This window comes from Methylorubrum salsuginis, assembly GCF_900114375.1.
GTDB lineage: Bacteria > Pseudomonadota > Alphaproteobacteria > Rhizobiales > Beijerinckiaceae > Methylobacterium > Methylobacterium salsuginis.
Window position 1 is genome coordinate 1 of sequence record NZ_FOSV01000029.1, and the last position, 15,737, is coordinate 15,737.

Genomic DNA, 15,737 nt, shown 5'->3' on the forward strand with positions numbered 1-15,737 from the left:
GAGGCGACGTCCGCCAGCACCTGCTTCTCCAGGGATAGATCCGCCACGAGGCGGCGCAACCGAGCATTCTCGCGCTCAAGATCCTTCATCTTCCTGGCTTGATCGACCTGCAGGCCGCCGTACTCCTTGCGCCAGCGGTAATAGCTCTGCTCGGAGATCTCTGCCTCCTTGCACGCCAACGCCAAGCTCTTGCCCTGGGCGGTCTGCACCTCGATCTGGCGCAGCTTCAGCACAACCTGCTCCGCGCTCGTCTTCTGACCTCGCCGCATGTCCGACTCCTTCAGTCCTGGCTGATCCTCTCAATCAGCCCGGTCCAAAGCCAGCCGGTCAGGTCAGAGTCTTGGCGGCCACAACATTCTGATGGTGGTTCGCATTAGCGAGGTCCCCTGGGCGATGTCGCTGCCCAGGGATGCCGGAAGCATCCGTGTCGGACTGGCACCAGATCGTTTCCAACATCGCGCATATGAGCCACTCCCAGGGTGGCCGCGGCTCGTGGGAATGGCTACGGACGCGCCCGAAGCCAACCTTGGACATGCTGGCTTTGAACTGCTGATTGGTCTCGGATCAAGCTTGAGTGCATCGCGGCAGGTCGCGACGCTCCAGGGCCGGCAGCAGGTGCATCACCGAGCGGGCGAACTCGTAGCGCACCACAGCGAGGCCGGTGGTCCAGTCCGGAAGCGGCTCGGCCATCAACTCGGTCACATCGAGCCCGCGGGAGAAGCCGTCGCCGATGCGTGCCTCGACCGTGTCGAGCCAGCGCCGCGTCTGATCGATGCCGCGGCGTCCGGCCTCGACCGGGCCATGGCCGGGGATCAGCAGGCGGTGATCGATCTCACTGAGCGTCGTGAGCGCGCCGCGCCAGCGCTCGGGATCGGCGTCGGGGGTGGTGGCGGCGCGGTCGAGGAAGACGAGGTCGCCGGGAAACAGCAGGCCGGAGGATTCCTCGAACAGGCAGAGATCCTCGCGGGTGTGGCCGGCAAGCGGCAGGATGCGGAAGCGGCGCTCGCCGATGGTCTCGACGCCCGCTTCCGCGACGCGGCCGGGCTCGGGCACGCCGGTGCCGCGCATCCAGTCGCCCGCGACCCGGTACATGCCGTTGGTAAGGTCGGTGCCGGCCCGCTTCAGGTCGCCGCGCAGAGCCGGTCCGCCGCTGACCGCGCCGGGATCGAAGGCGGTCGCGCCAAGCACGTGGTCGGCGTGGATATGGGTGAGGTAGACCTGCACCACTGGTTTGCCGGTCAGGCGCTCGGCCAGCGCCTTGAGCGCCGTGCCGTAGCGGTGCGAGGGGCCGGCATCGATCAGCACCGCGCCGTCGCTGGTGTCGAGCACGGTGATGTTGGCGATCGCCCCGCCATTGGCGCGGGTGATGGGTTCGGGAGCGCCGTAGATCGTCCAGACGCGGGGGGCGATCTCGACGGGGGCGAGGGGATAGGCGAGCGGCGCGGCCTCGGCCGGGAGCCAGGGCAGGGCGGCGGCGCAGAGCCCGAGGGCGAGGCCGGCGCGGCGGGTGAACGTGGTCTCCTGGCTCACAGCCGTCCCTCCTGGCCGGCGGACGCGCCTCGCGGGATCGGCACCCGCACCGTGAAGGTCGTGCCGTTGGTGTTGCGCGCGTTGAGCGTCAGGGCCTCGCCGGTCGCCGGGCGGTCCGGCAGGAGCGTCAGCGTCGGGTTGTCGGCCACCGGCTCCTGCAGGGTGAGGCGGGCCAGCACGGTGCCAGCGGCGTCGGACACGCTCAGTTCCTCGATCAGGAAGAGCGGGATGTTGGCGAGCATGCCGGTGTCCATCGGGTGGGTCATGCGCAGCCGAAGGCGAAGGCCGTCCACCTCGCTCCAGACCCGGGCGCGGGTCTCGCCGAGGCTCTTCCAATCGACCTTCTTCTCCACAACCGGCGGCACCGAGCAGCCGCCGCCTGCGGCGTCGAGATAGCGCCCACCGACATGCCAGACTTCGCCCCGGCGGACCGCGGCGCGGATCGGCGTGCCCTGCTCGATCTTCATGCGGAAGGCCACGAAGGGTTTGGCCGCCACCGGCTCCAGCCGCAGGGTCAGCGGAAATGGATTGAGGTCGGCGATGACGAGCACCTCGTCGGCGGACCCGAGCGCGCGGGCATCGACGGTCACCGGCACCTGGGTCTGATCCTCGGTGACGGGGGGCAGCACCACCTGCACCGCGTCGTCGAACACGGCGCTGCGCCCGCCAAGATAGCGCTCGGCCATGGTCGGCCAGAGCGGCGAATCGAGCGGGTCGCGGCTGCCGCTGGATCGGGCCGCCGTGCGGGCGAACGGCCGGTCGATCAGGGGCCTGAAGGGGGACAGGAAGGGCATCGCGGGGCCTCGGCTCAGCGGTCTTCGAGGGTCGGCATGGTGGGCGGAACGGGCGGTGGGACGGCCTCGACCAGCGGGCGCTCGGCCTCCGTCCAGCCGTCGGTGCCGTCGGCGAACCAGTAGAGGCGGGTGTAGCCCAGCGCGGCGGCGCGCTTGACCGCGTTCCACGACATCCAGCAATCGGCGAGGCAGAAGAACACGATCGCGCGCGCCCAGTCGCCCCCCGTGAGCCTAGCGAGATGACGGGCGAAGTAGGCGGCGAGCCGCGGTTCGAGCTGGCCGCGGCCGGTCTCGGGCAGCCACGTCGCGCCGGGAATGGTCTCGCGGCGATCGACGAGGCGCCACGCGCCGGTGGCCGGATCGGTGCCGCCGCGCTGGGGCATGGTGTCGATCAGCACCGCGCCCTCGTCCCGCAGGCGGTCGAGGGCGGGAAGATCGATCCGCGTCCCGCCCTCGACCGGGCGAGTCACCGGGGCGCGGTAGTTCTGCACCCGGTAGCCGGTGGCCTCGTCGCTGTCGAAGTCGGACGCCGGATCGGCCCGGGCGGCGCCCGCGAGGACGGCGAGAGCGAAGGCTGCGGCGAGGGCGGCGCGCCTCATCGCCCGCTCCTCCGGGTGAGGCCGAGGATGCGGGTGAGCGTGGCGTCGCGGTCGATCCAGTGGTGCTTGAGGGCCGCCGCCACGTGGAGCGCGAGCGCCGCGCTCAAAAGGAGCGCCAGCCCGTCGTGGAGGTTGGAGGCGACGGCGTAGAGCGTCTCGTGCTTGGCCTCGAACAGCTTCGGGATCAGCGGCAGCCCGAACACCGAGACCGGCCGGGCATAGGCGAGCGAGCGCAGGATGCCGGAGAGCGGCATCAGCAGCGTCGCCGCGATGAGGAAGACGTGGAGGAGAATCGCGCCGCGCCGCTCCCAGGGCGCGTGCGGCCCGGCGGGCACGGGAAAACCCTCGCGCATCCGCCACGCCACGCGGGCGAGCGCGGCGGCGAAGACGATGACGCCGACGGATTTGTGAATCTGGACGAGCGCGGTCTTGTCCGGCCCGCCCGGCACGGTGCGCAGCCAGAAGCCGAAGGCGAGCAGCCCGAGCACGCCCGCGCCGACGCCCCAATGCAGGCCGAGCGAGAGGCGGCCGGGCCAGGGCGCGGGGGCCGTCATCGCGCGAGCAGCCTCAGGTGGGGGAACTCGCGCTTGGCGGTGAGCAGGGTGCAGTCGCGCTCGTCCTCCGTGTCGGGGCAGACGATCTCGACCCCGTCGGGATAGTGGCTGACGTTCTCGCAGGTCGCGAGGAAGCGCTCGCGCAGGCGCGGATCGTCGGCGATCCGGGCGATGTCGAGCCCGGTCACCGTGCACTCCGTCTTCAGCATCAGCATGCGCCGGATCTGGTATTCCTTGACCTCGGCGCGCGCGGGCGCGGGCAGGAGCAGTCCTCCCGCCAGCGCGAGCGCCGAGGCCGAATGCGCGAGCATCCGCGCGATCAATTGATCTTGGCCGCGATGGCCGGGTCCTTGTCGGCCTCGCTTTCGATGTAGGTGCGGATCGCCCAGATCGCCTCCTGGCTCAGGATGTCGGCGAAGGGGGGCATGCGGTAGCGGCCGTCGCGCTGAGCGCCGCCGCGCACGCGGGTCAGGAAGTAGATGTCGGAGGCTTCGGTCTTGTCGAGTTCGCGCAGGTCCGGGGCCATGCCGCCGGACTTGGCGTCGATGCCGTGGCAGCGGGCGCAGTTCTTGTTGTAGCCGGACGCGCCGATCTCGACCGCCTTGGCATTGCCGACATAGGGGTTCTTGTCGCGGTCGTTTTCGCCGAGCGGCTCCAGGCCGGTTGTGTCGATGGCCGAGGGGGCGCCGTCGCCGTGGGCGTGGACGAGGGCGGTCGTGGCGAGGGCGAGCGGGATCGCGAGCGGAAGGGCGAGGGCGGCGGCCCGGAGCGTGCGGATCATAGGCTGTGCCTTTTCTTCTCGGAGGGGAATGCGTCGTGACGGACGGAGGGGCGGGCGCGGCTCACGGGGCCGGGTCCACCCAGATGCGCCACGTCTCCGACCCGCTGACCTGCAGCGAATAGGTTCCAGGCGTGTCGATGCGGTGGGTGGCGCTGCCGCCGCCGCCGATGTGCAGGTTCTGGACGATGCCGCCGGCCGCATCCTTGAGGTACAGGACGAAGATCGGGCCATCGCTCTCGTAGCGCAGCAGCGTCGGCGCCGTGATCTCGAACGGGTCGGTCTGCGCAGTTAGACGGCCGTGGAATCGGGGCGGCGCGAGCTGTGCGGCGAGCCGGTCGTAGCAGGCCAGCCGCTCGCCCTTGTCCTCGGCGGCGCGGCACTTGGCGAAGGCGGCGCGCATCCCGGCTTCCGCTTCGCCCGCGGCGAGCGCCGGAAGCGAGAGCATCGTGCCGAGCATTGCCAGCGCCATCGGCCGCGCCGTCACTTGCCCGCCTGCGGTTCGTCCTCGTGCTTCGGGGCGGTGGCGGCTGGGTAGGCCTCCCAGACGGGCTTGTCGGTCTGCCAGTGGACCGGGCAGCCCTTGCAATCCTGCATCCAGGCATCCTGGAAGATCGCGAAGCGGATCTTGGCGCCGTCCATCACCGCGCCGGTGAGATTCACCTCGTAGAACTTCGCTTCCTGCAGGTCGGTGTCGATGAAGCGGGCGCCGACGAACTGGGCGCGCTTGGCCTGGACCATTTCGAGGTCGGCCACCGTGAAGTCGCCGCCGCTGAAATCGCCGCCGACGATGCGGGCATGGTCGAGATTGGCCCCGACGAAGCGGGCGTCCTTCGCCTTCACGCCCTGCATGAAAGCGATCTGGAGCTGGGCCCCGCTGAGATTGGCCTTTTCCAGGATGGCGCCGCGCAGGTTCGCTCCGCGCAGGTCGGCGCGGGCGAGGTTGGCGCCGGTGAGGTCGGCCCCGCCGAGGTCGGCGTTCTTCAGGTCGGCATGGCGCAGGTCCGCGCCCGCGCATTTCGCACCGGGGGCGATGGTGCAGCCGCCGACCACCCAGGGGTCGGGCCGCTCCTCGCGATTAAGGACCACCGTCTGGGCCGCCGCCGGCAGGGCGTATGCGAAAAGGCCGGCGATCAGGAGGGCGCGCCGGGCGCCGCAGGTCCGGGCCGACATCGGGTCAGCTCCTTTTTCGGGATTCTCTCGGATGTCTCGGCAACGGGCCGGCGCGTCGCGGCGCCAGCCCGGCCGTGGCGGCGGGAGGATCGAAAAAGACCCTCCCGCGGGTCGGATCACTGCGCCGAGGCGGTGTCGGTCGGCAGCTCGAACACCCAGAACGAGCCGCCCTGCGAGACGAGCTTGGTCTGGTCGGCCATGTCGCCGCCCCACAGCGGCACCGCGCCGCCGTAGCCCGAGGAGATGCCGATGTACTGCTTGCCGTCCATTTCCCAGGTGCTCGGCACCGAGACCACGCCCGAGCCTGTCTGGAACGCCCAGAGCTGCTTGCCGGTCTTGGCGTCGAAGGCCTTCACGAAGCCGTCCGAGGTGCCGGTGAAGACGAGCCCGCCCTTGGTCGTCATGGTGCCGGCCCAGAGCGGCATCGCTTCCAGGTGCTCCCAGACGATCTTGCCGGTCTTCGGGTCGAGGGCGCGCAGCGCGCCGACATGGGTGTCGAACTTGCGCTGGATGCGGAAGCCCTGGCCGAGATAGGCCGATCCTGCCTTGTAGGTGACGTTCTCGGTCCAGTAATCCTCGGTCCAGTCGTTCGACGGGATGTAGAACAGCCCCGTCTGCTGCGAGTAGGACATCGGGTTCCAGTTCTTGCCGCCGAGGAAGTTCGGCGTCACCTTGATCGACTTGCCCTTGGACTGGCCCTCCTCCGGGGCCGGCGGGCGCTGGCCCTCGACCTCGATCGGACGACCGGTCTTCAGGTCCCAGCCGGTGGCCCAGGTGATGTCCTTCACGAAGGGATAGGCGGCGACCAAGGCGGTCTGCTTGCTGATCTGGCCGTCACGCGCCGTGAGCTTGTCGGTGTCGGTGAGGAAGAAGAAGCCGTTGCGGTCGGCATGCGCGCCGAGGCGCATGGTCTTGCCGTCCTTCTCCATGTCGAACAGGATGACCTCGTTGTTGCCCGAGTAATCCCACGCATCGTTCGGGGTGTGCTGGAAGAAGCCCACCGGCTCGCCGTTCGACGGGTCGATGTAGATCTGGCCCGAGGTGTAGAGGCTGTCGTAGGGCTTCCAGTCGCCGCCGGGGCCGGAGCGGTAATGGTGGTTCCACGGGGCCGGGTTGCCGGTGCCGATGACGAAGGTGTTGGTCTTCTCGTCGTAGACACCGGTCTGCCAGGGGGCGCCGCCGCCGTGGTTCCACGCCTCGACCTTCTTGCCGTCCTTGTCGTTGGGCCAGGACGGCGCCTTGGCGTCGCCGGTCGGGGTCGAGTCCTTGCCGTTGAGGCGGCCCATATGGCCCTCGACCAGGGGCCGCATCCAGATCTCCTCGCCGGTCTCGGGATCGCGGCCGTAGAGCTTGCCCTGCGCGCCGAACTCGTCGCCCGAGTTGCCGTGGATCAGGACGACCTTGCCGGTCTTCTTGTCCTTGATGATGTTCGGCGCGCCCGTATAGGCGTAGCCGGCGGCGTGGTCGTCGAACTTCTTGCTCCAGACGACCTTACCGGTCTTGGCGTCCAGCGCGTACATCGAGGCGTCGAGCGCGCCGAAATAGATCTTGCCGTTGTAGATCGCCGCACCCCGGCTCACCACGTCGCAGCAGGGGCGGATGTCGTCGGGCAGGCGGGCCGAGAACGACCACATCTTCTTGCCGGTTTTGGCGTCGAGCGCGAAGATGCGCGAGTAGGAGGCGGTGATGTAGATCACGCCGTCATGCACCAGCGCCTGGCCTTCCTGGCCGCGCTGCTTCTCGTCGCCGAAGGAGAACGACCAGCGCGGCTTCAACAGGCTGACGTTCTTGGTGTTGATCTTGTCGAGCCCCGAATAGCGCTGAGCCTTGATGCCCATGCCGTACATGAGCACGTCCTTGTCGGTGTTCTGGTCGTTGAGGATGTCCTCCCAGGTCACCGCGGCGCCGGTCGAGGCCTTCTCAGCCTTGGGGGCATCCTTGGTCTCCGTTTTCTGGGCCGAGGCGGGCGCCGCCATAAGCAGGCCGGACAGGATCAGCGACGAAGCGGTGGCGAGCATCAGCGTGCGGGGGCCGTGCCCCGCTGTCTTCCTGGCCATGCGTCTCTCCCTTGCGGTCGCGTGGGCCGCGCCGCGTCTTTCGATTCTGATGGGGAGCCGGTCAGCGGGAGCCTCACGGCAAGCATCCGACGATCCGCCGCGGCGAGCGGCTGGCCCGAATACTACGTGAGAGCTTGGCGTCCCGAGACCGGGCTCGAATGGAGATATGACGGGAAAGAGTGCCCGCCGCACGCTAACTTTCGTCCATGCTTCATAGGGAAGTCTTAGAATTGCAAGTTTATCCCGGCCTGATTTGCCAAAATAGAATTGCGATCCGGCCCGATGACCATAATGAATTTGTTTGAAACTGCCCCCTTGACGCTCGTCCGGCGGCGCGAGCATCACTTTTACAGTCCAGGCGCCGCGGGTTGCGCCCGAACGAGTGGACGCGATGCACATCATCCTGGTGGACGACCATCCGCTGTTCCGCGAGGCTTTGCGCAGCACGATCCGCCTCGGGCTGCCGCATGCCCGCATCGAGGAGGCGGACTCGATCGGGGCGACGAAGGCCGTGCTGGCCGAGCGGCCCGGCATCGACGTGATCGTGCTCGACCTGTCGATGAAGGGCGTGACCGGCTTCGACGGGATGATGTCCCTGCGCATCCGCTTCCCCCGCATCCCGATCCTCGTCTGCTCGGGGCTGGAGGAAGGGCGGATCGTGCGCGAGGCGCTGCGGCTCGGGGCGGCGGGCTTCGTGCCGAAATCGGCGACGCGGGCGACCTACATGGAGGCGCTCGACAGCATCATGCGCGGCTCGATCTACGTGCCCGACCTCGCGCAGGTCCACGAGCCCGAGGCGAGCGAGACGGCCGACGCCTCCGCGCGCATCGCCGCATTGACGCCCGCGCAGATGAACGTGCTGTCGATGATCAAGCGGGGCAAGCTCAACAAGCAGATCGCGTTCGAACTCGGCATCGGCGATTCGATGGTGAAGGCCCACGTCTCCGAAATCATGCGCAAGCTCGGCGTGCGCAACCGGACCCAGGTGGCGCTCTGCGCCTCGGCGCTGGACTTCGACCGCGTCGGGATGTGATCCGCCATCGGTGAAGAGCAACTGTCACGCTTGTGAAGGCGGGACGCCGCCGCGAGACTCGCGGTCAAGTGACGTGCAGGAGCGCGCCCCCCGCCAGTGCAAGGCCAAGGGCGGCGGCGCCGGCCGGGGCGACGAGGCGGGGGCGGTAGGACAAGAGAAGGACGAGGCCGACACCGGCGCCCGACAGCGCGCCGACCCACCGCACCGGCCGGAAGCCCCAACCCTCCGCCTCCCCGGCGACGAGCAGGCCGAGCGCGATGCCGGCCCAGCCGAGAACGCGCAGCAACACGACCCGCCGCCCGCTCGGTTTGGTCCCGAAGATCTCCGCATGGTGCCGGTTCAGGCTGAGGCAGAGTGCGGCGAGCGCGGCGAAGCTCAGGCCGAGATTGAGCGCGAGGATCGCGGGCGTCATGCGCGGACCCGCTCCGCCGGGGCCGCGAGCACCGGCTCGCGCCGAGGCTCGACACGGGACGGGCCCCGGTGGCGCGCGACCTTCCGGGCGGCGAACGCGAACAGGGCGGCAAGCGCCAGCATCGCCCCGTCGAACCACAGGAACAGGGCCTCGCCCTCACCGAGCCGGCGCAAGGGATGCGCCTCGATCGTGGCGATGTCGGCCGCCACGACGGCGAGGCAGAGGCCGCAGACCAGCATCGACATCTCGCTCCAGGCCCGGCGGTGTGGCCGGGCCAGCGGGATCAGGGCCGCCACGATCCAGGCGGCGAAGAAGGCACGGATTTCCCACTCCCCACGGTCTGCGAGCCCGACGGGCAGCAGCCGGTTGGCGAGAAAGTAGACCGCGACCGCCGCGGGCAGGCCGATGATGCTGCCGATGTTGAGCGCCTGGACGAGGCGCAGGCCGAGGGCGGCTTCCGCCTCCACCTTCGGCAGCCGGGCGAGGGACCACAGCACGAGGCCGGTCGCCACCATGGCGGAACCCATCACCCCGCAGAGGAAGAACAGCAGCCGCAAGCCGGTATCGGCGAAATGCGCCACGTGCAGGCCGATCAGGGTCGAGATGGTCCTTGCCGCAGGCTTGAGATCGCCGCCGCGGATCTCCAGCAGCGCACCGCTCGTCCCGTCGAAGGCGATGTGGGTCGGGGTGTGGGCGAGGCCGTGCGGCTCCTCGAACATCGCGACGATGGTGGCTCCGGCGTCGCCGAAATTCGTGACGGTCAGCCGTTCGAGCCGCTCCGGTACGCTCGCCAGGGCCTGCGCGATCATCGGCCCGACCGGGGCCAGCGGGGCGGGTCGCCCGACGGGCGGACGCGGCGCGGTGATCCAGCCGGCCTCTGCGAAGAAGGCACGGGTGTCGCCCTTGTAGGCGGTCGTGACGCCCCAGGGCATGTAGAACGTCGCGAGCGCGACGATCCCCGTATAGGTGATCATCAGGTGGAACGGCAGCGCCAGCACGCCGGTGACGTTGTGCGCGTCGAGGAAGCTGCGGCGGGCCGCCTTGTCCCGGCGGAAGGTGAAGAAATCCGAAAAAATCCGCTTGTGGGTGACGATGCCGGTGATCAGCGCCACCAGCATGATCATCGCGCAGGCGCCGACGATCCAGCGCCCCCAGAGCGGCGGCATGTGCAGCTCGTAGTGGAAGCGGTAGAGGAAGTCGCCGCCTTCGGTGTCGCGCACCATCGCCTCTGCACCGGTCGCGGGGTCGAGCAGCACATGGCCCGGCGGCGTGCCGGGGCGGGTGCGCCAGAACAGGTCGAGGAGCGGCCGGTCGGGCCGCGGCATCCCGATGAACCACGTCTTCGCCGTCGAGGCGTGCGTCTCCAGATAGGCGAACGCCCGCTCGGCCGCCTTCGGCAGGTCGGTCGCTGCGACGGGCGCGGCCTGCACCAGCTCGGGCCGCATCCAGTGGGTGATGTCGGCGCGGTAGTAGCTCGCGGTGCCGGTGACGAAGATCCCAAACAGCACCCAGCCGACGACGAGGCCGGACCACGTGTGCAGCCACGCCATCGACGGGCGGAAGCGGCCCTTCACGGCGCGCCCCGCATCGCGAGCCAGAGCCCGCCGCCGAGCACGAGAGCTATGCCCGCCAGCGTGAGCGCCGCCCGCCGGAGCGAGCGCATCGCGAAGACGACGATGGCGATCACCGGCATCAGGACGAAACTCGAAAGCGTCGCGGCGGCCACCGCCTCGGGTCGCGCCAGCGGCAGCGCGAGCGACAGGAGCGCGGCACTGAGCGCCGCGATCCCGTAGCCGCCGCCCGCCGCCAGCACGACCCGACCGGCGACGGAGGCCCGCTCGCGCAGGGTGATCGATGGGCCTCGCGCCGCCATCGGGCCTCAGAAATCGACCGATGCGGACAGGATGAAGGTGCGCGGCGCGCCGATACCGAGGAAGCCCCGCGCGGCCGAGGCATAATACGCCTCGTCGAACAGGTTCTGAACGGTGGCCCTGAGCAGGACGGGCCTGCCGGCATAGCCCTCGAAGGCATAGCGCAGCCCCGCGTCGAACCGGGTCCAGCCCGGCACGACCTGCGTGTTCCCCTGATCGTAGAACACGCTGCTGGAATAGAGGACGCGGCCGGTCAGGGTCAGTCCCGGAAGCATCCATGGCGGTAGATCGACCTCGCCATAGAGGCTGACCGAGGTGTCCGGCACTCCGGGCACGTCGTTGCCGTCGAAGGTGCCGCCCGCCGTCTTGGCGAGCTTCGCGTCGATGAAGGAGACGCCGCCGAGCAGGCGCACGCCTTCCACGGGTTCGCCGTAGACGTTGACCTCGACGCCACGGTTGCGCTGCAGGCCGTTCAACCCGAAGGTCGGCAGCCCCCCGGGAACGGCGGAGGGGGCAGCGAAGGCATTGGGCAGCTCGATCTCGAACAGACCGGTCGTGAGCATAGCCGTACCGAAATCGATCTTGACGCCGACCTCCTTCTGCTTGCTCACGATCGGGGCGAAGACCGCGCCGGGGTTGCTCACACCGATGCCGGGCGCGGTCGGCCCCTCGAGAAGCGCCTCGATGTAGTTGCCGTAGAGCGTGAGGTTGTCGATCGGCTGCACCGCTAGTGCGACGGCGGGGCTGAAGCGGCCCTCGGCGTAGCCATACGTCTCCGTCCCCACGGGGGACACACCACCCGGCCGGGTCTGGAATGCCTTCGAGACGACTTCCTGGAAGCGACCGCCGAGCGTCAGCAGGATGCGGTCGTCCATGACGGACAGGGTGTCGGAAATGCCCACGCTGCGGTACAGGCCGTCGGCCTGAAGCGGCTGCGCGCCGGCGCGCGGGAAGACGTTCGGAATACTGCCGAACGGCAGGTAGACCGGGTCGTAGATGTTGGTCGGCACATTCTGCGGCAAGCCCAAGGCTCCCGGGATGAAGCCGTTCCGGAAGATCTTGTTGTTGGCTTCGACGGCCGAGACCGTGAGGTAATGCCCGATGAAGCCGGTCTCGAAGCGGCTGCGGAAGCCGACATCGCCGGTATAGCCCTCGATCCCGGTCGGCGCGATCGCGTAGGAGTTGAGAGCGCTGCCGTTCGGGTCGGTGATCGTGAAGAACGAGGACAGCGAGTTCTCGCGGAAGCGGCTGACGCCGCCCGCGACGTAGACCGTCGTCTCGGGCAGGATGTCGTACTCCACCCGGCCGGCGACCATGTCGTAGACGCTGTCGTTGTACTCGAACCGGCTCGCCGTGTTGATCCGGCCGTTCGGGGCGCGGGGGATGGCGATGCCGGGCGCGACCGCGCTGAACAGCGAGGCCGGCGCGGTGACGTTCTGCCGTTGATGGCTCATGTCGAGCGAGGCACGGAAGCGCTCACCGCGATAATCGAGCCCGAGCGTCGCGTTACTCACTTCGAGGGCATGGTTGTCCAGCGCCGTGTTGCCCGCGCGATAGGCGCCGTTGAAGCGCACGCCCCATTCCTTGGCGTCGCCGTAGCGACGGCCGAGGTCGAGATGCGTCCCGAAATTGGCGTTGCTGAAGTAGGAGTTGGTGATCCGCGTCAGCGGCTCGTCGTAGGCGCGCTTGGGGATGAGGTTGATCGTGCCGCCGACGCGGCCGACGCCGCCGGTGAGCAGCGCCGTCGGCCCCTTGAGCAGTTCGACGCGCTCGATGCCGTCGAGCTGCATCCGGCGTGGGTTCGCGAGGTAGAACAGGCCGTCGAAAGCGGTGTCGACGCTGGTGACCGAGAAGCCGCGGATGAAGAACGAGTCGCGGTCGCTGAAGACGGGCGCGTCCGAACGCACGGAGGGGTCGTTGGTGACGATGTCGGCTGCCGAGCGCCCCTCTTGGTTGCGGATGAGCTTTTCGGTGAAGCCGGTGGTGCTGAACGGCGTCTTCATGACGGAGCGGTTGCCGAGAAGGCCGATCCGGCTTCCGGTCGCGACCTGCCCGCCGGCATAGGGCACCGGGGGCTGTCCGACGGTGCCGGAGCGGGGCGGCAGGCCGGCGGCGGCGATCGCCGTTCCCCGGCCTTCGCCCGCGACGCTCAACTCGTCGAGATACACGGCCGTCGTCGGCTCCGGGCCGAGCTGGACGTAGCGCGGGTTGATCAGCGTGATCGTCGAGGCGCCCGCCGGCCGGTGGATCAGGCCGGTACCCTCCAGGAGCCGGGTCAGGGCGTCGAGCGGGGAGAACTCGCCCTCGACGCCGCCGGTCTCCAGCGTCGCGGTCAGCTCGGTCGGATAGACCAGCTTGACCCCGGCCTGCTCGGTGAAGGCGACGAGGCCGCTCTCCAGCGGGCCCTTCGGGATGGCGAGTCGGACGCTGGTCCCCGCCTTCACGGAGCGCAGGGCCGGCGCGGTCGTCTGCGCGGCGGCGGCCTGCACCATCACCCCGAGCGACACGCCCGCCAGCGCGATCCCCGCGATCCGACCCCGTGAAACCCTGCCGACCCGAAATGTCATGTCCGTGCCCCATCGATCCGTCGAGGGGCGGCGCGCTTCGCGTTCTCTCGCTCCTCACCGATCAAGATCAACGGGGGCACGATCTCCTGACGTCGGGCCGCGACTTTTTTTGCCTTTCTTCAGAAGGGCGATCCGACGAGGACCAGCAGGGGCGAGACGCGCCAAACCCGCGCGCCCATCGTGGCGGCGATGACGTCGAGGGCCTCGTCGGTGTCGCGGGCATCGAACGCGCCGGTCACGCGCCGCTCGCCGAGGCGGCGGTCGAGGAGGAGGATGCGGCCGTGGCGGTAGCGGCCGAGTTCGGTCAACACCGTCGCCAGCGTCTGTCCGGCGAAGAGCAGGCGGCCCTCGCGCCACGCCATGTCGCGCTCCACGTTCGCCGCCGTCGCGGTCAGCGAGGAATCTCCGCCGCGCTGGACGGCTTGCCCGGCCGAGACCAGGGCCCGGCGGCCGGCCTCGACGACATCGACGCGGCCTTCCGCGACGCCGACCGGGCTGTCGCTCCCGTCGGCGCGCACGAAGAAGCGGGTTCCGACCGCCCGCGCGCTCAAGCCCCCGGCCACGACGGTGAACGGCCGGCTCGGGTCCGGCACCACGTCGAAGCTCGCCTCGCCGCGCAGCAATTCGATCCGGCGCTCCCCCGCGGTGAAGCGCAGCACCAGGGCGGTGTCGGTGTTGAGATCGACGCGACTGCCGTCGGGCAGCGTCGCATGGGTGATGTCGCCGACGCCGCTCCACAGGTCCGCCCGCAGGCGATCCGTCAGGCCGTACCGGTCGGACAGGACGCCCGCGAGAAGGGCCGCGGCGGCGAGGCCCGGCACGATCTTGGAGGCCCGCCCGCGCCGCGTCCCGGACGGCGCCGGTCGGCGGTCGGGCAACTGCCCGAGCCGGCACCACAGGCTCTCCATCTCGGCATGGGCTCTGGCATGGGCCGGGTCGGCGGCCCGCCAAGCCTCGAACGCGGCCCGGTCGGCCTCGGTGGCGTCGGCGGAGGACAGGCGGGCGACCCAGCCCGCGGCGGCCTCGATGATCGGGTCGTCGCCCGCGTCGGTCTGTTCGCTGCCGGCCACGCCGTCTCCCCCGGACCTCGCCGTGTGACCGGCGATGTTCTCCGTCCTTTAGATCAACGAGGCGCCGATCTCCTGAGGTCGTGGTCTCAAAAATCGCCGAGTCGGCGGCGGCAATGCAGCAGCGCCTTGATGATGTGCTTCTCGACCATGTTGCGCGAGATGCCGAGGCGCGTCGCGATCTCGCCGTTCGCGATGTGATCGAACCGGCTCAGCAGAAAGACCTTGCGGCAGCGCGGCGGCAGTTCATCGACGGCTGCGGCGAGGCGCTTCAGCTCCTGCCGCGCGATGAGCTGCCGCTCGGGCAGCGCGAAGCCGTCGATGGCCTCCGCCAAGTCCACCTCGCCCTCGTCGGCGAACAGCCTGTGCTCGAGCCGGCGGCGGTTGCGGGTGCGCAGGGCAACGTTGTGGGCGATCCGGAACAGCAGCGCGGGCGGGTGCTCGACCCGCGTGCGCGACAGGGCCGCGAGCATGCGCAGATAGGTCTCCTGCGTCGCGTCGGCGGCGTCGGTCGGGTTGCCGAGCCTGCGCAGGAGGAAGCGCTGCAGCTTCGATCCCTCGCGGCGATGAAGCGCATCGACCGATATGCCGTCCATTCCCCGAGTCCTGTCGCCCACGGCCCCTCGCGTCGCCGTCGTTCTCCTGCGGTCGCGTGAGCGATGAAGCAAGACTTGTGCGGATGCTCTGATAGTTTGAATTCCTTCCAAACTGATCTTTTTATCTGGCCAAGACGCTGGTATTTCGAATTAAAACCTTGGGGGACGAAGAGGTATGATTTGGAATAATTAAAACGATGGATTCATTTTGCGTCCCTGTTGCGTCGATGTGACAGGCGGAGCAGGCCATCGAACGACGCCGGGCCGACCGGCGGGCCGAGCCACCTGTGTCCCGATGGCCACAAAAGATGTAACATTGTTGCATTGTGCGCCGCAGTGCATTGACCGGGCCGGTCCCATCGGCGAAGTTTGCAGGGCCAAGGTTCCCGCGGGTTTCGGTCCGTGGGCGAAGAGGGAATTCGGTGGGCTCTCCGGAGCGAGGCCGAGGCTGCCCCCGCAACTGTAAGCGGCGAGCCCCTGCCGTCCGGGTCACTGGTGTCACGCACCGGGAAGGCCAGGCGGGGGCCCCGACCCGCGAGCCAGGAGACCTGCCTTGGACAACGATACGTCTCTCGGGCGGGGTGCCCCGGCGGAGCGCAGGCGCGGGCCCGGCTGATTAGGCCGGTTCCCGCGAGGGCACCCGCACGGCCGCCGCTCGACAACCTTGAGCGTTTTGGTGATCGTTCGTCGAAGCCCGATTCCCCCG

General features: G+C 69.3%; 17 protein-coding genes and 1 riboswitch. Of the genes, 1 reads left to right on the top strand and 16 read right to left on the bottom strand.

The features are described from left to right. The 10 genes from BM140_RS22405 to BM140_RS22450 form a co-directional block, all read right to left on the bottom strand. Nucleotides 1-269 (bottom strand): transposase (locus BM140_RS22405; RefSeq protein WP_165616522.1); only part of this gene is annotated, 269 nt, incomplete at its 3' end. A 295-nt stretch (nt 270-564) separates the two neighbouring features. Further along, nucleotides 565-1,530 (bottom strand): quinoprotein relay system zinc metallohydrolase 1, encoded by a 966-nt coding sequence (locus tag BM140_RS22410; RefSeq protein WP_091951305.1) that lies wholly within the window; start codon nt 1,528-1,530, stop codon nt 565-567. Beyond that, a complete protein-coding gene (locus BM140_RS22415; protein WP_091951307.1) occupies nt 1,527-2,324 on the bottom strand; it encodes a quinoprotein dehydrogenase-associated SoxYZ-like carrier in 798 nt (265 codons plus the stop codon). The genes BM140_RS22410 and BM140_RS22415 overlap by 4 nt, the downstream gene beginning before the upstream one ends. A 14-nt stretch (nt 2,325-2,338) precedes the next feature. After that, nucleotides 2,339-2,923, bottom strand: a complete 585-nt coding sequence (locus BM140_RS22420; protein ID WP_091951309.1) for a rhodanese-like domain-containing protein — start codon at nt 2,921-2,923, stop codon at nt 2,339-2,341. Continuing rightward, entirely contained in the window at nt 2,920-3,477 is a 558-nt protein-coding gene (locus tag BM140_RS22425; protein WP_091951311.1) for a cytochrome b, read from the bottom strand. The genes BM140_RS22420 and BM140_RS22425 overlap by 4 nt, the downstream gene beginning before the upstream one ends. Beyond that, nucleotides 3,474-3,788, bottom strand: coding sequence for a hypothetical protein (locus tag BM140_RS22430; protein WP_131803934.1), 315 nt, complete (start codon nt 3,786-3,788; stop codon nt 3,474-3,476). The genes BM140_RS22425 and BM140_RS22430 overlap by 4 nt, the downstream gene beginning before the upstream one ends. An 8-nt stretch (nt 3,789-3,796) precedes the next feature. Beyond that, a complete protein-coding gene (gene pedF / locus BM140_RS22435; protein ID WP_091951315.1) occupies nt 3,797-4,258 on the bottom strand; it encodes a cytochrome c-550 PedF in 462 nt (153 codons plus the stop codon). A 61-nt stretch (nt 4,259-4,319) separates the two neighbouring features. Further along, a complete protein-coding gene (locus BM140_RS22440; protein ID WP_091951317.1) occupies nt 4,320-4,727 on the bottom strand; it encodes a hypothetical protein in 408 nt (135 codons plus the stop codon). A gap of 11 nt (nt 4,728-4,738) precedes the next feature. Further along, nucleotides 4,739-5,428: a pentapeptide repeat-containing protein gene (locus BM140_RS22445; protein ID WP_091951319.1), complete on the bottom strand. Its 690-nt coding sequence runs from the start codon at nt 5,426-5,428 to the stop codon at nt 4,739-4,741. A 116-nt stretch (nt 5,429-5,544) separates the two neighbouring features. After that, nucleotides 5,545-7,485, bottom strand: coding sequence for a PQQ-dependent methanol/ethanol family dehydrogenase (locus BM140_RS22450; protein ID WP_244535580.1), 1,941 nt, complete (start codon nt 7,483-7,485; stop codon nt 5,545-5,547). A gap of 391 nt (nt 7,486-7,876) precedes the next feature. Between BM140_RS22450 and BM140_RS22455 the strand changes: the two genes are divergently transcribed. Then, nucleotides 7,877-8,518: a response regulator gene (locus BM140_RS22455; protein ID WP_091951323.1), complete on the top strand. Its 642-nt coding sequence runs from the start codon at nt 7,877-7,879 to the stop codon at nt 8,516-8,518. A gap of 64 nt (nt 8,519-8,582) precedes the next feature. Here BM140_RS22455 and BM140_RS22460 read toward each other — a convergent pair whose 3' ends face one another. The 6 genes from BM140_RS22460 to BM140_RS22485 all read right to left on the bottom strand — a co-directional run bounded on the left by BM140_RS22460 (nt 8,583) and on the right by BM140_RS22485 (nt 15,031). Next, nucleotides 8,583-8,930, bottom strand: a complete 348-nt coding sequence (locus BM140_RS22460) for a DUF3325 domain-containing protein (protein WP_091951325.1) — start codon at nt 8,928-8,930, stop codon at nt 8,583-8,585. Then, a complete protein-coding gene (locus tag BM140_RS22465) occupies nt 8,927-10,504 on the bottom strand; it encodes a PepSY-associated TM helix domain-containing protein (RefSeq protein ID WP_091951326.1) in 1,578 nt (525 codons plus the stop codon). Before BM140_RS22465 ends, BM140_RS22460 begins: the two co-directional genes overlap by 4 nt. Further along, a complete protein-coding gene (locus BM140_RS22470) occupies nt 10,501-10,803 on the bottom strand; it encodes an iron transporter (RefSeq protein ID WP_091951328.1) in 303 nt (100 codons plus the stop codon). Before BM140_RS22470 ends, BM140_RS22465 begins: the two co-directional genes overlap by 4 nt. A 6-nt stretch (nt 10,804-10,809) precedes the next feature. Continuing rightward, nucleotides 10,810-13,368, bottom strand: coding sequence for a TonB-dependent receptor (locus BM140_RS22475; RefSeq protein WP_244535581.1), 2,559 nt, complete (start codon nt 13,366-13,368; stop codon nt 10,810-10,812). A gap of 119 nt (nt 13,369-13,487) precedes the next feature. Continuing rightward, nucleotides 13,488-14,438, bottom strand: coding sequence for a FecR family protein (locus BM140_RS22480; RefSeq protein WP_091951330.1), 951 nt, complete (start codon nt 14,436-14,438; stop codon nt 13,488-13,490). 86 nt (nt 14,439-14,524) lie between these two features. Next, nucleotides 14,525-15,031 carry an RNA polymerase sigma factor gene (locus tag BM140_RS22485; RefSeq protein ID WP_091951332.1) on the bottom strand — a complete coding sequence of 169 codons (507 nt, stop codon included), beginning with the start codon at nt 15,029-15,031 and terminating at the stop codon, nt 14,525-14,527. Between the two features lie 363 nt (nt 15,032-15,394). Further along, nucleotides 15,395-15,601: riboswitch (cobalamin riboswitch) on the top strand. Nucleotides 15,602-15,737 lie beyond the last annotated feature (136 nt).

What these genes read in the sequence shown, in the direction of transcription:
- BM140_RS22455 (WP_091951323.1), top strand. Translation starts at nt 7,877, where the DNA reads ATGCACATCATCCTGGTGGACGACCATCCGCTGTTCCGCGAGGCTTTG.
- BM140_RS22460 (WP_091951325.1), bottom strand. Translation starts at nt 8,930, where the DNA reads ATGACGCCCGCGATCCTCGCGCTCAATCTCGGCCTGAGCTTCGCCGCG.
- BM140_RS22450 (WP_244535580.1), bottom strand. Translation starts at nt 7,485, where the DNA reads ATGGCCAGGAAGACAGCGGGGCACGGCCCCCGCACGCTGATGCTCGCC.
- BM140_RS22425 (WP_091951311.1), bottom strand. Translation starts at nt 3,477, where the DNA reads ATGACGGCCCCCGCGCCCTGGCCCGGCCGCCTCTCGCTCGGCCTGCAT.
- BM140_RS22470 (WP_091951328.1), bottom strand. Translation starts at nt 10,803, where the DNA reads ATGGCGGCGCGAGGCCCATCGATCACCCTGCGCGAGCGGGCCTCCGTC.
- pedF (WP_091951315.1), bottom strand. Translation starts at nt 4,258, where the DNA reads ATGATCCGCACGCTCCGGGCCGCCGCCCTCGCCCTTCCGCTCGCGATC.
- BM140_RS22440 (WP_091951317.1), bottom strand. Translation starts at nt 4,727, where the DNA reads ATGGCGCTGGCAATGCTCGGCACGATGCTCTCGCTTCCGGCGCTCGCC.
- BM140_RS22420 (WP_091951309.1), bottom strand. Translation starts at nt 2,923, where the DNA reads ATGAGGCGCGCCGCCCTCGCCGCAGCCTTCGCTCTCGCCGTCCTCGCG.
- BM140_RS22415 (WP_091951307.1), bottom strand. Translation starts at nt 2,324, where the DNA reads ATGCCCTTCCTGTCCCCCTTCAGGCCCCTGATCGACCGGCCGTTCGCC.
- BM140_RS22445 (WP_091951319.1), bottom strand. Translation starts at nt 5,428, where the DNA reads ATGTCGGCCCGGACCTGCGGCGCCCGGCGCGCCCTCCTGATCGCCGGC.
- BM140_RS22475 (WP_244535581.1), bottom strand. Translation starts at nt 13,368, where the DNA reads ATGACATTTCGGGTCGGCAGGGTTTCACGGGGTCGGATCGCGGGGATC.
- BM140_RS22485 (WP_091951332.1), bottom strand. Translation starts at nt 15,031, where the DNA reads ATGGACGGCATATCGGTCGATGCGCTTCATCGCCGCGAGGGATCGAAG.
- BM140_RS22430 (WP_131803934.1), bottom strand. Translation starts at nt 3,788, where the DNA reads ATGCTCGCGCATTCGGCCTCGGCGCTCGCGCTGGCGGGAGGACTGCTC.